The organism is Roseateles sp. P5_B10 (genome assembly GCF_056400485.1).
Genome location: NZ_JBFULE010000104.1, coordinates 1 through 12016 on the forward strand (window position 1 = coordinate 1; position 12016 = coordinate 12016).

Consider the following 12016-nt stretch of genomic DNA (forward strand, 5'->3'; position numbering starts at 1 on the left):
CGGCCGAGGTGGCGGCCAACCCGGTGCACCTGATGTATGTGCTGGAGCAGCAGATCGAGCGCGAGCAGTTCCCCAAGGAGCTGGAAGAGAAATACGTCAGCTACATCAAGGAACAGCTGTCGCCGCGCTATGCCGAGTTCATCGGCAAGGAAATCCAGACCGCCTATCTGGAGAGCTACAGCGAGTACGGCCAAAACATCTTCGACCGCTACGTGACCTATGCCGACTACTGGATCCAGGACCAGGAGTACCGCGACACCGACACCGGAGAAGTGTTCGACCGCGCGTCGCTGAACGCCGAGCTCGAGAAGATCGAGAAGCCGGCCGGCATCTCCAACCCCAAGGACTTCCGCAACGAGATCGTCAACTTCGTGCTGCGTGCGCGCGCCAACAACGCGGGCAAGAACCCGCTGTGGACCAGCTACGAGAAGCTGCGCACCGTCATCGAGAAGAAGATGTTCTCCAACACCGAGGAGTTGCTGCCTGTCATCAGCTTCAACGCCAAGGCCAGCGCCGAGGACGCCAAGAAGCACGAGAACTTCGTGCAGCGCATGGTGGACAAGGGCTACACGGCCAAGCAGGTGCGGCTGTTGTGCGAGTGGTACTTGAGGGTGCGCAAGAGTTCCTGAACGCAACCGGCCACTGCTGATGTCGCTTCAACAGATCATCGACCGGCGCCTCTCCGGCAAGAACAAGTCGATCGGCAACCGCGAGCGCTTCTTGCGTCGCCATAAGGAGCAGATCCGCGAGGCGGTGAAACGCGCGGTCGATGGCCGTGGCATCCGCGACATGGAGCGCGGCGAGGATGTGCACATCCCCAAGAAGGACCTGAGCGAGCCCGTCTTCGGCCATGGCGACGGCGGCGTGCGCGAGGTTGTGCGGCCGGGCAACCAGGAGTATGTGAAGGGCGACCGCATTGCCAAGCCCAAGGGTGGGCAGGGCGGTGGCGGCGGAGGCGGCGAGGCCAGCGACACTGGCGAGGGTGAGGACGACTTCGTCTTTCACCTCAGCAAGGAAGAGTTCATGCAGGTCTTCTTCGAGGACCTGGCCCTGCCCAATCTCGCCCGCACGACGCTGGCCGACACGCCCGAGTGGCGCAGCCAGCGCGCCGGCTTCGTGTCTGACGGCACGCCCACCAATCTGCACGTCGTGCGCTCGATGCGCGGCGCCCTGGGCCGGCGCATCGCGCTGGGCATGGACAAGCGCCGCGAGCTGCACGAGCTCGAAGCCCGCGAGCAGGAGCTGCTGAAGGAAGACCGCCCCGAAACGCCGCGACTGCTGCTCGAAACCCGTGAGCGCATCCAGCATCTGCGCGAGCGCCTCAAGGCCATCCCCTTCCTCGACCCCATCGACCTGCGCTTCCGTGCCCGCGTGCGCATCCCGGTGCCGACGACGCGCGCCGTCATGTTCTGCCTGATGGACGTGTCCGGCTCCATGGACGAAGGCCGCAAGGACCTGGCCAAGCGCTTCTTCATCCTGCTCTATCTCTTCCTGACGCGGCATTACKAAAAGATCGACGTCGTCTTCATACGCCACCACACGCAGGCGCAGGAAGTCGACGAGCAGAACTTCTTCCACGCGACAGAGACCGGCGGCACCGTGGTCTCCAGCGCCCTGGTGCTGATGGAGCAGATCATCAAGGAGCGCTACTCGCCGACCGAGTGGAATATCTACGGCGCCCAGGCCAGCGACGGCGACAACTGGCACCACGACAGCGGCCGCTGCCGCGAGCTGCTGGCCGACAAGATCCTGCCGCTGTGCCGCTACTTCGCCTATGTGCAGGTAGCCGAACCCGAACAGAACCTGTGGGAGGAATACCAGAAGCTCAGCGAGGACGCCCGCCACTTCGCCATGCGCAAGGCCGTCGAGGCCTCGCAGATCTACCCCGTCTTCCGTGAGCTGTTCAAGAAGGAAGGGGCCTCCACATGAGCAGTAAAGAGGACCGCCGTCACCACGAGCGCCCGGCCAACCCGCCGGCCGGCATGCCCGACCGCCGCCAGCACCTGCCGCTGCGGCGCATGAAGCCGCTGTTGCGCAGACCCAGCCAGCCCCTGCCCTCGCCCAATGACTGGAGCTTCGATCTCATCGACGAGTACCACACCGTCATCAAGAACACCGCCGAGCGCTTCGGCCTGGACACCTATGCCAACCAGCTCGAGGTCATCACCGCCGAGCAGATGATGGACGCCTATGCCTCCGTCGGCATGCCGGTCAACTACCGGCACTGGAGCTACGGCAAGGAGTTCATCAGCACCGAGCGCAACTACAAGCGCGGCCAGATGGGCCTGGCCTACGAGATCGTCATCAACTCCGACCCCTGCATCGCCTACCTGATGGAGGAGAACACGCTGGCCATGCAGGCCCTGGTCATCGCCCACGCCTGCTACGGCCACAACAGCTTCTTCAAGGGGAACTACCTGTTCCGCATGTGGACGGACGCCTCGTCCATCATCGACTACCTCGTCTACGCCAAGAACTACGTCGCCGACTGCGAGGAGCGCTACGGCGTCGATGCCGTCGAAACCCTGCTCGACTCCTGCCACGCGCTGATGAACCACGGCGTGGACCGCTACCGCCGCCCGGCCAAGCTGTCGCTGGCCGAAGAGCGCGCGCGGCTGAAGGACCGCGAGCAGCACGCGCAGTCGCAGATCAACGACCTGTGGCGCACCCTGCCCAAGAAGGCCGACCGCCCCGACGAAGCCGCCGAGAGCCGCCGCTTCCCCGACGAGCCGCAGGAGAACCTGCTGTACTTCATCGAGAAGAACGCGCCGCTGCTGGACCCCTGGCAGCGCGAGGTCGTGCGCATCGTGCGCAAGATCGCGCAGTACTTCTACCCGCAGCGCCAGACGCAGGTCATGAACGAAGGCTGGGCCACCTTCTGGCACCACCGCCTGCTCAACCAGATGTACGACGACGGCTACTTGAGCGACGGCATGATGATCGAGTGGCTCAAGTCCCACACCAACGTCGTCTACCAGCATCCCAACGCCAACCTCAACCCGTATGCGTTGGGCTTCGCGATGTACACCGACATCAAGCGCATCTGCGAGAACCCGACGGATGAAGACCGCGACTGGTTCCCCGACATCGCCGGCAGTGACTGGCTGCCCACGCTCGACCACGCGATGCGCAACTTCAAGGACGAGAGCTTCATCGGCCAGTACCTGAGCCCGAAGATCATGCGCGACTTCCGCCTCTTCTCCATCATCGACGACGAGGCCAAGAGCGAGTACGAGATCTCCGCCATCCACGACGAAGGCGGCTACCGCCATGTGCGCCAGGCGCTGGCGCGCCAGTACGACCTGTCCACCCGCGAGCCCAACATCCAGGTCTGGAACGTCAACCTGCGCGGCGACCGCTCACTGACTCTGCGCCACGTGCAGCACCTGAACCGCCCGCTGCACGACAGCGCCCAGGAGGTGCTCAAGCATGTCGGCCGCCTCTGGGGCTTTGGCGTGCAGCTGGAAAGCGTCAACACGCGCGGCGACGTGACCAAGCGCTGGAGCGTGCCGGCTCAGGTGGGCTGAGGGCTGAGGGCTGATACTCGCCGGCATGTTCCGGCTGCTCCTGTCTGCTGCCCTTGTCTCCACCGCGGCCTGGCCCGCCCATGCTGCTGGCCTGAGCGAACGCCAGGCCTGCCTCAAGCTGATCGGCACCGCCCGCGCCCTGCATCTGGCCGGCCCCAACAAGCGCGGCGACTACCGCTGCAAGCGCCATCCCACCGACGCCGACTTCGTCTTCACGCTGCGCTTCGACGGCCCCAAGGAGCCCAAGGACGCCAGCCATCTGCTGGGCCATTACGCCGTCGACAGGGCAACGCGCGAGGTCTACCAGTGGGATCTCACCACCGGCCAGCGCGGCGCGCCCCTCGTGCCGCCGAAAAGCAAGCGCTAACCTTCGTAGGTCCTGATCTCGATCAGGTGCTTGTTGGGGTCGTTGAAATAGAGCGTCGGCCCCGGCCCACGAGCACCCACCTCGCTGCCCGGCCCCGTGTTCGTACCCACGGAATCAAAGGTCGGCCCATAGCCCAGGCCCGCCGCCTTGATGCGCTCGAAGATGGTCTCGAACTCGGCGCGGGTCACTGCAAAGGCGTAGTGCTCGAAGCCCGGCGTGCCCCAGGGGGCGAGCTGCAGCTGGCAGTCCGGCCCAGCCTTGATGACAGTGAAGGGACCGTCGCGGCCGGCATCGGTGAAGCCCATCACGTCGACGTAGAAGCRCACGCTGGCGTCCAGGTCGTTGACCTTGAGGATCAGGTGGTCGAGTGTGGGCATGCGGTCTCCCCGTATCAGCGAGCGCGCTCCAGGGCGACCTTGATGCCCAGCCCCACCAGCGCAGCGCCCGCGAGCTGCTGGAAGCGCTGGAAGAAGCGCGGCTTGGCCAGCAGCCAATGCCTGGCCCTGCCGCCCAGCGCGGCGGTACACAGGTTGACCACTGTGCCCGAGACGATGGACACCATGCCCAGCAGGGCCGCCTGCCAGCCGGGATGGCCCAGGGCGGGGTCGATGAACTGCGGCAGGATGGCCAGGAAGAAGATGGCCACTTTGGGATTGAACAGGTTGGACAAAGCGCCCTGGGCAAACGGCGAAGACCAACGGCTGTTCACGGGGCCGGCAGCCACCTCGGTGGGGTGGCGCAGCATCTGCCAGCCCAGCCACACCAGGTAGGCCGCACCGACCGCCTTGACCACCAGAAATGCCGTGGGAACGGCGGCCAGGAAGGCGGTGAGTCCCAAGGTGGCGGCCGCGACGTGAACCAGCGCAGCGCAGGCAATGCCCAGGCACACCTTGGCTCCTGCGGCCGTGCCGCGCGAGACCGAGTTGGAAAGGATGCAGATGACGTCCGGCCCCGGAATGAGGGCAAAGCTCATGTTGAGCAGCGTGAAGGCCAGCAGGGTAGGGAGTTCGATCATTTCAGCCCTGACGTGTTTGAGTGTTCACCAACGACAGCCGTCTCGCGAACAGCACGGCCGACACCAGCAACAGCATCAGCCCCGTCGTCGCCTCGGCCCAGATCGTCAGATTGGCCATCAGCGTGTGCTGCGAGCACAGCCCCAGACGATAGTGCAGCAGGCCATCCAGGCCCAGGGCGCCATAAACGCCAAGGGCCAGCAGGCCAAGCGTGGGCAGACCCAGGCGCGTCAGCACCCATGCCAACAGGCCAACGGCGCAAACCGCAAACCAGCACAACCAGACCGTCCCCGGGGTCAGCCATGCCGGCATGCCAGGATAGAAGGCGATGTACTGAGCGTTGTGACTGAAGTGGGCGAGGCTGGCTGCGAAGTAGGCCGCGACGAGCGGCGCGATGCGGGTGATGTGCATGGCATGCGTTGTACAACGCCATGCCGGGCCACGCGGAGAAGACGCGTCAGCGCAGGCCACCGATGTAGCGGGCCGCCGCCACTGCACGCGCACTTACAGGCGTTGGTGCCGCCGGCGGCGGTTTCGGGAAGAGCATGGCTTGCAGCCGCGCGCCCCAATCCGCCACCTCCGGATGCTCGGCCTGCTGGCAGGCCAGGCGGATGATCTCCCGTGCGTAGTCGGCGTTGCGCACCAACCATTCGACGTCCGTCACGCGACCCATCTTGCGGCGCATCAGCACATGCAGGTGGGCGGCCACGGCCAGCTTCTCGCTGTCGCTGGCCATCACGCCACCTGCTCGCCGTGCTGGCTGAGATCCAGCCCCTGCTGCTCGCGCGCCGCATCCACGCGCAGCCCGCCCAGCAGCAGATAGACCAGCAGCAGGATGCCCGCCGTCATGACCGCGCTGAAAGCCACCGTGGCCAGGACCGCCACGGCCTGCGTGCCCAGCGACCCGGCCACGCCACCCACGCGCGGATCGGCCAACAGACCGGTCAGCAGCGCGCCGACGATGCCGCCCACGCCGTGCACGCCGAACACGTCCAGCGAGTCGTCGGCACGCAGCCAGCGTTTGAGCCCGGTGGCGCCCCAGTAACAGGCCGCGCCCGCCACCAGGCCGATGAGCACCGCTGAAGCTGGCGTGACGAAGCCGCAGGCGGGTGTGATGGCCACCAGCCCCGCCACGGCGCCGCTGCACAGGCCCAGCAGCGTCGGCGTGCGCCGCGTCGCCCACTCGGCCGCCATCCAGGACAGTGCGGCCGCTGCGGCGCCGAGCTGCGTGTTGAGCATTGCGATGCCGGCCCGTCCATCCGCCGCGCCGGCCGAGCCGCCGTTGAAGCCCATCCAGCCCACCCACAGCAGGCCGGCGCCGGTCATCGTGTAGGCCAGGTTGGCCGGCGTGAGTGCAGCACGGCCGAAGCCCGCGCGCGGGCCGAGCATCCACGCGGCCACCAGACCCGCGACGCCGGCATTGATGTGCACCACCGTGCCTCCGGCGAAATCCAGCGCACCCAACTGGGCCAGCCAGCCCTGCGGCGCCCAAACCCAGTGCGCCACCGGCACGTAGACGAACAGCGACCACAACCCGAGGAAGGCCAACAGGCTGGCGAAGCGCATGCGCTCGGCGACCGCGCCGATGACCAGGCAGGGCGTGATGACGGCGAAGCTGAGCTGGAACAGCGCGAACACCGCCGCCGGCACGCTGGGCATCAGCGGATGCACGCTGACCAGGCCGGTCGCCTTGTCATGCAGCACATTGCCCAGCCCGGCGCCACCCAGGCCGCCGATCCGGCGCTCCAGCCCGGCCGGCCCCGGCTCGAACGCCAGGCTGTAGCCACAGACGAACCACAGCAGCGTCACCAGCGCGGCGCAGGCCAGCGTCTGGGCCATGACGGCCAGGATGTTCTTCTTGCGCACCATGCCGGCATAGAACAGCGCCAGGCCGGGCAGCGTCATCAGCAGGACCAATGCGGTGGCGCTGAGCAGCCAGGCGGTGTCGCCGGCGTTGATCTGGGCGGCCGGCACCTGCTCGGCGGCCAGTGCGGGCATCGCAAGCAAGCCCGTCAGTGACGCGGCCGATCGGCCCCAGGGGGTGAACCGCGCGGCGGGAAAGCAAGGATGAATGGGCATAGGGATGCGGCGGGTGGTAGCGCCGCATGAATAGCAAGCTCTACGCCAACGCGCCCGCGGCGCCGGCCACGTGGCTCAACCGGCCAACAGCCCGTCGACGAATTCGCGTTGGCCGGTGGGCGTCAAGACCAGTTCGCGCGACGTGTCGCGGCGGCGCAGCCAGCCGCGCGCCAGCAATGCCTCCAGCAAAGCCACGGCCTCGGCGCCCGCGAAATGCTCGCGTCGCTCGGACCAGTCCACGCACGGATAGAGCGCCCGGCCCGCAGCCACGGTCGCCAATTCCAGTCCTTGCGCCTGCAGCGTCGCGCGCGCCGTGTCCGTCAACCGTTCTGCACTGCCCGCCCGCTCCACCCAGCCGCGCGAGCAAAGGACGTCATGCAGCCGCACGCCCAGCTCGCCGGCCAGGTGGCCATAGCAACTGCGCGCATGCCGCAGGCCGCGCATCTCCGGCCGCTGCCAGCGCTTCAAGTCGGCCGCCGGCTCGTCGATGCCATCGCGGCGATCCGCCAAGCGCAGCAGCGCCTCCAGTGCATGCGCCACGTCGCCATCGGCCAGGCCGAAATAGCGATGTCGCCCCTGCGGCCGCACGCGGGCCAGGCCCTCGTCGACGAGCAGCTTCAGGTGGGCCGACATCGTCGCCGCGCCCACGCCGGCATGCGTGGCCAGCTCGCCGGCCGTGTGCAGGCGGCCATCGAGCAGGCGGGCCAACGTCCGTGCTCGCGTCGGGTCGGCGATGGCCGCGGCAATGCGCGCAAGGCGGGGTTCGGCGTTCATCGAGGGACCTGTTCGCGCTCGTTCAGGCCGTAATCGCGCACCACATGCGCCACCCGCAGCCGGTAGTCCTTGAACAGCCCGCCGCGCCCGGCCGCCTGGGCCTCGCGATGCCGCTCCACCTCACGCCAGCCGCGCACCGCCTCCTCGTCGCGCCAGAAGGACAGAGACAAGAGCTTGTCCGGTTGCGTCAGGCTCTGGAAGCGCTCCACCGAGATGAAGCCGTCCATGCGCTCCAGCAGTGGCTTCAGCGCGGCGGCATGGTCGAGGTAGGCTTGGCGGCCCTCGTCGGTGGGCTGGACTTCAAAGATGACGGCGATCATGGCTGCACATCCTCACAGAAAGTGCGCTCCTCGCGCAGGATGAAGCGCTGCTTCTGCGCGAACTCGAAATTGGCCCGCGCCTCGGGGTCGGCCTTGAGGCGGACGCGGTAGGCCTCGTAGTCGGCCAGCGAGTCGAAACCGACCAGGCCCCAGGCCTCGTAGTTCGTGCCCTCGTGCGGCAGCCAGTAGCCCAGCAGCCGGCCGCCCAGGCGCGGAATGATGCGGCCCCAGGCCTGCGCGTACTCGCGGAAGGCCTCGCGCTGGAAGGGGTCGAGCTCGTAGCGGATGAAGCAGGTGATGGGCATGGAGTGTGCTCACACAAAGTTGAAGGGATGAAGGCAGTGTGGGCGGCTTCACCCCCGCGACGCTTCGCCGTGCAACGAACTGTGTCCCGCCGCCGCGCCAGCGCGGCGGCCGCTATCCTCGCCCGGCATCCCAGCCCCATCCACCGTGCCCAAACTCTCGCCCCGCCCTGCACCTGCTCCCGCGAGCTGGGCGGATTGGCTGCTGGGCCCGAAAGGCCAGGGCCGCGGCGCGGTGAAGCTGACACTGCTGGCGCTGACGGTCTACGGCCTGTTCGCGCTGAACGTGGCCGTGCAGGTCAACCTCGGTCTGATGGAGGCCGGCCCCGGAGCCTGGATCAGCGGCGTCGGCCTCGCCGGCATCGCGGGCTTTTACGTGCTGGTTCGCACGGGCCTGAGCCGTCATCTGGCACGCGACCGGTCGCTGACGCTGCCGCAATCGGTCTTCGGCGCGCTGATCACAGCCTGGGGCTATGCCATCGACCCGCCGCTGCGCGGCGCCATCATCGCCATCATGCTGCTCAACCTCGTTTGGGGCATGTTCGTGCTGTCGCAGCGCCAGGCCTTCGGGCTCTATCTGTTCGGGCTGGCGTCGCTGGCCGTCGCGATGGGCTATGGCGCCACGACGGACCCGGCCAACTTTCCCGCGGCGGTCGAGTCCCTGCACTTCAGCTTCGCGGCCATCCTGATGACGGCGGTGTCGGTGCTGTCGGTCAACATGGCGCGGCTGCGCGCCAAGCTCAGCGCGCGCACCGCCGAACTGCGCGCTGCGCTGGGGCGCATCCAGTACCTGGCCCACCACGACGAGCTGACCCAGATCAGCAACCGCCGCCATTTGAGCGAGCGCCTCGCCGCCGAGCAGCTGAACCAGCGCCAGCATGGCCATGTGATGAGCCTGGTGCTGATCGACATCGACCACTTCAAGGCCGTCAACGACCGCCACGGCCACGGCGTGGGCGATGCGGTGCTGCGTCATTTCGCGGCCACCCTGCACGCCACGCTGCGCACCAGCGATTTCGCCGGGCGCTGGGGTGGCGAGGAGTTCCTCGTCGTCACGCCGCAGGCCAGCGCCGACACGGCCGCAGCCCTGGTCGAGCGCCTGCGCGACGCGCTGGAGGCGGCCTCCTTTGACAGCATCGTGCCGGGCCTGCACGTCACCTTCTCCGCCGGCGTGGCGGAATGCGCGCCCGGCGAGGACCTGCACCTGGCCATCGACCGCGCCGACCGCGCCCTCTACCAGGCCAAGCAGACCGGGCGCGCCCGCACGGTCAGCGAGTTCGCACCGCTGGTGTGAGCGCCGGCTACAGCGGCGCGACAGGGATGCACAGCTCGCAGTCGAACACACCGGTCTTGAAGTCGAATTTCGACTGCGGCCCGTAGTGCTCGAAGCAGGGCCGCGCATCCAGCTGCAGGCCGCTGCTCGGCAGCCACCGGCCCATCATGGCCGCCCAGGCGGCGCCGATCTCGGCGGCCGTGCCTTCGAAGTCCAGCGCCGCATAGCGGCCACCGGGCAACTCGGTGACGAGGGCGCCGCCGTTGGGCGCCCAGTCATCCGGCACGGCCACGCCGGCGTCGTAGCGGCATTGCTCGGGCGGCACGAGGCTGGGGTCGTCGTGGCTGATGCCGAAGCGCGACACGGGGCCGAGGTTCTGCGTGGCCAGCCACGGGTTGAAGGTCTCGGCCCAGAAGCGGCCAAGGGCAGGGCCATAGGCGCCCTGGTAGCGCAGATAGCCCATGCGCACGGGCGGGCGGTCGATGAGGCGGACGTTCACGGGATCTCCTTCGTCACGGTTGCGGGAGAAGCCATGCTCGTCGTCCGGCCCGGCGCCGGCTTGATCCAGATTGCTATCGGCCTGATCGAGATTGCGCCATTGCGCCGGTGGCAGGCCGAAGCGCTGCTTGAAGGCCCGCGAGAAGGCCTCGGCCGAGCCATAGCCCACGCTGAGCGCGATGCTCAGCACGGTCGAATCCGGCTGGCCRCGCAGCCGCTGAGCGGCCTTCTCCAGGCGACGGCGCGCCAGGTAGTCGCCCAGGGTCTGGCCCGTCCAGGCCAGGAAGAGGCGGTGGAAGTGGTAGGGCGAGAAGTGGGCGACGGCGGCCAGCGCTTCCAGGTCCAGCGGCGCGTCCAGATGGCGGTCGATGTGGGCCTGCACGCGGTGCATGCGGGCCTCGTACTGGCGCCGACTCGCGTTGTTCAAGCCCAGGCCCTCACCAGCCCGCGCATCGCGTCCGCATGCACGGTGGAGAGTTCGTCGCTCGAGGCCTTGGAGTCGGACTGGAAGGCAACAACGACCCAGGGCGAACGGCCGCCCGGCGGAAACACCAGGGCCACGTCGTTGACCGCGCCACGGGCGCCGCTGCCGGTCTTGTCGATGACGCGCCAGCTCGCATCCGGCACGCCGGCCCGCAGCCGCTTCAGGCCCGTGCGCGAGGCCTGCAGGTCGGCCCACAAGCGCGCCTGGTTGGCCCGCTTCAGGCCCGGGCCGAGCAGCAGATGCTGCAGCGTCCTGGCAAAGGCGCGCGGCGTGCTGGTGTCGCGCGGGTCGCCCGGGGCGTTCTCGTTGAGCTCGGTCTCGAAGCGATCCAGGCGCGTGACGGCGTCGCCCTGCTGGCGCAGCCAGGTCGTCAGGCCGGCCGGCGAATCACAGCAGTGGCGCAGCAGCACATTGGCGCAGGGGTTGTCGCTCTCGACGACGATGCCCTGAACCAGCTCGGCCAGCGTCGCCTGGCCACGCGGCAGCAAGCGGTCGAAGGCCGGCGAATGCGGCACGCGCTCGCTCTCACGCAGGGGCACCGCGTCATTCCAGCCCCAGCGCCCGGCCTCCACACCCTGGGCCACGCGGGCGGCAAGCAGGATCTTGAAGGTCGACGCCGTAGCGAATCGCTCGTCAGCGCGGTGAGCCATCACGCGGCCGCTGCCGGTGTCGATGGCGAAGAAGCCGATTCGGCCCTGCACGCGGCGTTCCAGCGCGGCGAAGTCAGCGGCATTGGTGGCAAGGCTGCGGGTGGCTACAGGCGCCAGAGCCAGGCCAGCAAGGAGGGGACGACGTTTCATGCGCCGCATTCTCGTGCGCCCCCGCACGGCCCCGGTGCGGGGGGCACCTGCACGGCCCGTCCGCAAACTGACTACTCCGTCAGACTTGCGCAACAACGCAGTCATGACGGCTGCCAGCCCCTGCGGCGGTCCGCACAATCGCCGCCGGCCCTGCAGTTGGGGCCGCTTCCTTTTCTGGAGTCGTTGTTTGATGAACGCACCGCGCATGAGCCTCCTGGCCCTCGCCTTGAGCACCGCCCTTCCCGCCCTGGCTCAAGAAGCCCCAGCCAAAGACCGCAGCCAGCTCGAAACCGTCGTCATCACGGCCGAGCGGCGTGCCGAAAACATCAAGGACGTGCCCAACGCCGTCTCCAAGATCAGCGGCGACAAGCTCGACGTGCTGGCCTCCGGCGGCCAGGACCTGCGCTTCCTGTCGGGCCGCGTGCCCAGCCTGAACATCGAGTCCAGCTTCGGCCGCGCCTTCCCGCGCTTTTACCTGCGCGGCTACGGCAACACCGACTTCCGCCTCAACGCCTCGCAGCCGGTCAGCGTCATCGTCGACGACGTGATCCAGGAGAACCCCATCCTGAAGGGCTTCCC

General features: G+C 68.1%; 15 protein-coding genes and 1 pseudogene. 6 read left to right on the top strand and 10 right to left on the bottom strand.

Annotated features, from left to right (window positions below; all coding sequences use genetic code 11):
- The 4 genes and pseudogenes from AC1DU6_RS09615 to AC1DU6_RS09630 form a co-directional block, all read left to right on the top strand.
- Positions 1–629, top strand: a pseudogene (locus AC1DU6_RS09615) (PrkA family serine protein kinase); the annotation flags it as partial.
- Positions 630–648: 19 nt separating this feature from the next.
- Positions 649–1929 carry a YeaH/YhbH family protein gene (locus AC1DU6_RS09620; protein ID WP_477856900.1) on the top strand — a complete coding sequence of 427 codons (1281 nt, stop codon included), beginning with the start codon at positions 649–651 and terminating at the stop codon, positions 1927–1929.
- Positions 1930–1982: 53 nt separating this feature from the next.
- Complete coding sequence (locus AC1DU6_RS09625) at positions 1983–3527, top strand: SpoVR family protein (protein ID WP_394326309.1); 1545 nt, start codon at positions 1983–1985, stop codon at positions 3525–3527.
- Positions 3528–3552: 25 nt separating this feature from the next.
- A complete protein-coding gene (locus AC1DU6_RS09630; protein ID WP_457321552.1) occupies positions 3553–3894 on the top strand; it encodes a hypothetical protein in 342 nt (113 codons plus the stop codon).
- On the opposite strand, the gene AC1DU6_RS09635 is transcribed toward AC1DU6_RS09630, so the two are convergent.
- From AC1DU6_RS09635 to AC1DU6_RS09670, 8 genes are all read right to left on the bottom strand, one after another.
- Positions 3891–4271, bottom strand: coding sequence for a VOC family protein (locus AC1DU6_RS09635; protein WP_477856901.1), 381 nt, complete (start codon positions 4269–4271; stop codon positions 3891–3893). The genes AC1DU6_RS09630 and AC1DU6_RS09635 overlap by 4 nt on opposite strands.
- A gap of 14 nt (positions 4272–4285) precedes the next feature.
- The gene (locus tag AC1DU6_RS09640) at positions 4286–4909 is read right to left on the bottom strand and encodes a LysE family translocator (protein WP_457321556.1); all 624 of its coding nucleotides are present in this window, start codon (positions 4907–4909) and stop codon (positions 4286–4288) included.
- 1 nt (position 4910) lies between these two features.
- Entirely contained in the window at positions 4911–5318 is a 408-nt protein-coding gene (locus tag AC1DU6_RS09645; RefSeq protein ID WP_056190966.1) for a hypothetical protein, read from the bottom strand.
- Between the two features lie 46 nt (positions 5319–5364).
- Complete coding sequence (locus AC1DU6_RS09650) at positions 5365–5643, bottom strand: hypothetical protein (protein WP_056190967.1); 279 nt, start codon at positions 5641–5643, stop codon at positions 5365–5367.
- Positions 5643–6905 carry an ammonium transporter gene (locus AC1DU6_RS09655; protein WP_477856902.1) on the bottom strand — a complete coding sequence of 421 codons (1263 nt, stop codon included), beginning with the start codon at positions 6903–6905 and terminating at the stop codon, positions 5643–5645. Before AC1DU6_RS09655 ends, AC1DU6_RS09650 begins: the two co-directional genes overlap by 1 nt.
- A 156-nt stretch (positions 6906–7061) precedes the next feature.
- Positions 7062–7760, bottom strand: coding sequence for an ArsR/SmtB family transcription factor (locus tag AC1DU6_RS09660; RefSeq protein WP_457321559.1), 699 nt, complete (start codon positions 7758–7760; stop codon positions 7062–7064).
- Positions 7757–8080, bottom strand: coding sequence for an antibiotic biosynthesis monooxygenase family protein (locus tag AC1DU6_RS09665; protein WP_056190972.1), 324 nt, complete (start codon positions 8078–8080; stop codon positions 7757–7759). The genes AC1DU6_RS09660 and AC1DU6_RS09665 overlap by 4 nt, the downstream gene beginning before the upstream one ends.
- A complete protein-coding gene (locus AC1DU6_RS09670; RefSeq protein ID WP_457321561.1) occupies positions 8077–8385 on the bottom strand; it encodes an NIPSNAP family protein in 309 nt (102 codons plus the stop codon). The genes AC1DU6_RS09665 and AC1DU6_RS09670 overlap by 4 nt, the downstream gene beginning before the upstream one ends.
- Before the next feature lie 145 nt (positions 8386–8530).
- On the opposite strand from AC1DU6_RS09670, the gene AC1DU6_RS09675 reads away from it, so the two are divergent.
- Positions 8531–9676: a GGDEF domain-containing protein gene (locus tag AC1DU6_RS09675; RefSeq protein WP_457321563.1), complete on the top strand. Its 1146-nt coding sequence runs from the start codon at positions 8531–8533 to the stop codon at positions 9674–9676.
- 7 nt (positions 9677–9683) lie between these two features.
- On the opposite strand, the gene AC1DU6_RS09680 is transcribed toward AC1DU6_RS09675, so the two are convergent.
- Both AC1DU6_RS09680 and bla read right to left on the bottom strand, forming a co-directional pair.
- Positions 9684–10580 (bottom strand): AraC family transcriptional regulator, encoded by an 897-nt coding sequence (locus AC1DU6_RS09680; RefSeq protein WP_477856904.1) that lies wholly within the window; start codon positions 10578–10580, stop codon positions 9684–9686.
- A complete protein-coding gene (gene bla, locus AC1DU6_RS09685; RefSeq protein ID WP_056190979.1) occupies positions 10577–11437 on the bottom strand; it encodes a class A beta-lactamase in 861 nt (286 codons plus the stop codon). Before bla ends, AC1DU6_RS09680 begins: the two co-directional genes overlap by 4 nt.
- 205 nt (positions 11438–11642) lie before the next feature.
- Here bla and AC1DU6_RS09690 point away from each other — a divergent pair.
- Positions 11643–12016, top strand: a 374-nt coding sequence (locus AC1DU6_RS09690) for a TonB-dependent receptor plug domain-containing protein (protein WP_477856906.1), incomplete at its 3' end; no start/stop codon positions are given.

Excerpts from the sequence above, each read along its gene's own strand:
- AC1DU6_RS09660 (WP_457321559.1), bottom strand. The coding sequence starts at position 7,760 with ATGAACGCCGAACCCCGCCTTGCGCGCATTGCCGCGGCCATCGCCGAC.
- AC1DU6_RS09630 (WP_457321552.1), top strand. The coding sequence starts at position 3,553 with ATGTTCCGGCTGCTCCTGTCTGCTGCCCTTGTCTCCACCGCGGCCTGG.
- AC1DU6_RS09665 (WP_056190972.1), bottom strand. The coding sequence starts at position 8,080 with ATGATCGCCGTCATCTTTGAAGTCCAGCCCACCGACGAGGGCCGCCAA.
- AC1DU6_RS09655 (WP_477856902.1), bottom strand. The coding sequence starts at position 6,905 with ATGCCCGCACTGGCCGCCGAGCAGGTGCCGGCCGCCCAGATCAACGCC.
- AC1DU6_RS09670 (WP_457321561.1), bottom strand. The coding sequence starts at position 8,385 with ATGCCCATCACCTGCTTCATCCGCTACGAGCTCGACCCCTTCCAGCGC.
- bla (WP_056190979.1), bottom strand. The coding sequence starts at position 11,437 with ATGAAACGTCGTCCCCTCCTTGCTGGCCTGGCTCTGGCGCCTGTAGCC.
- AC1DU6_RS09645 (WP_056190966.1), bottom strand. The coding sequence starts at position 5,318 with ATGCACATCACCCGCATCGCGCCGCTCGTCGCGGCCTACTTCGCAGCC.
- AC1DU6_RS09640 (WP_457321556.1), bottom strand. The coding sequence starts at position 4,909 with ATGATCGAACTCCCTACCCTGCTGGCCTTCACGCTGCTCAACATGAGC.
- AC1DU6_RS09625 (WP_394326309.1), top strand. The coding sequence starts at position 1,983 with ATGCCCGACCGCCGCCAGCACCTGCCGCTGCGGCGCATGAAGCCGCTG.
- AC1DU6_RS09650 (WP_056190967.1), bottom strand. The coding sequence starts at position 5,643 with ATGGCCAGCGACAGCGAGAAGCTGGCCGTGGCCGCCCACCTGCATGTG.